This is a genomic window from Bartonella sp. MU70NMGDW (genome assembly GCF_042194085.1).
GTDB classification, from domain to species: Bacteria; Pseudomonadota; Alphaproteobacteria; order Rhizobiales; family Rhizobiaceae; genus Bartonella; species Bartonella grahamii.
The window spans coordinates 1-1,242 of record NZ_JBHIMK010000337.1; the positions used below are offsets into that span (position 1 = coordinate 1).

The 1,242-nt window shown below is 31.7% G+C and carries 1 pseudogene; it reads right to left on the minus strand.

Annotated features, from left to right (window positions below):
* Positions 1 to 282: pseudogene (locus ACFIKE_RS10820) on the minus strand (transporter substrate-binding domain-containing protein); the annotation flags it as partial.
* Positions 283 to 1,242: the final 960 nt, after the last annotated feature.

The following is a 1,242-nucleotide window of genomic DNA, read 5'->3' on the forward strand; positions in this document are numbered from 1 at the left end:
TAATTTTAATTTTGAGCAAATAGCGCGCAATAAATCGATATTATAACCTGTAAGATGCCCCGTTTGATCAAGAAAATTAAAAGGAGGAAATTCAAAAGTTGTTACAAAACGCAACCGAAAGATATCCGTTGTATCAGGTTGTACCAAGTGTTCATGCGAATCAAAAAAAGAAGGCAGCCTTTCAGCTTCTGCGTAAGAGGAAAATAGAACCCCCCCTGCTACAAATAAAATACGAATAAAAATATTGTATGGATTATTGAATAAAAAGTACTGTCAACGCAATTGAAGATGTTTTATATATATAGATTTTTTTATTTTCAAAATCTCTCCCCCATTTTTCAAAACTAAGATGCAACTCTTCTTAACTATTATCTAACGCACTTCACCAAAATATCTGGCGTTTAATAAATAAAATTCTTGCTATTTTTGAAAACCATTGAAAATGCTTAGATTTCTGATGTTAATTTTCCCAAATGAATATATAAAAAGTAATTTTAGAGAAAGGCGATTTGATTTTTTAAATATAAGAAATAAGCTGTACATACTTTAGTGGCACACTTTATTTTATCAAAATATCCCGCGTATATTAAAATATTAAGACCATTTCCCTGCGTATCACAACCAGGGGGAGTATATAGATGCTATTGAAGAAAAGAGTAAAAATACCCTTCAAATTCCGAGGGTTTTCTCAAAATTAGGGTTGCATCAACATTTAAGAGCTGGAAAATAAAATGATGATTCTGGTTTGCACTTTATTGTCAAGATGGGAAAGATGGAGGACATGAATCTTGTAGTATTCACAGGGTATTTTGCGTTATACTATTCAAACATCGTTGTAAAATGAGTTTGGGAACATTGAGAGATACTCCTTAAAAAGCGCGTGAATAAACAGTACAATGGCGTTTTGTTTTGAATGAGGGACGTAACCTCCATTACAGAAATGAGAAAAGCATAAAGCGTAAGACAATGCGTCATCATCCCTATTATTTAAAAATATCGCCATAGATGTTTTTAAAAGTTGTAAAACTGAATAAAAGAACGATAGTGGAAACGTGTTTTTACATTTAGATCTTTGTTATTTTCCACAAATGAGGCTTTTTCCACATTTTAAAGATGAAACAAACCAATATACACAGTATTTTCGCCTCAATCTAACATACAAAAGTTTGAGCTGCTTAGAGAGCTCGTAACCTTTGTTTTAAATATACGGCAGCATTAGAATTGAAAATTGATTTATGGATA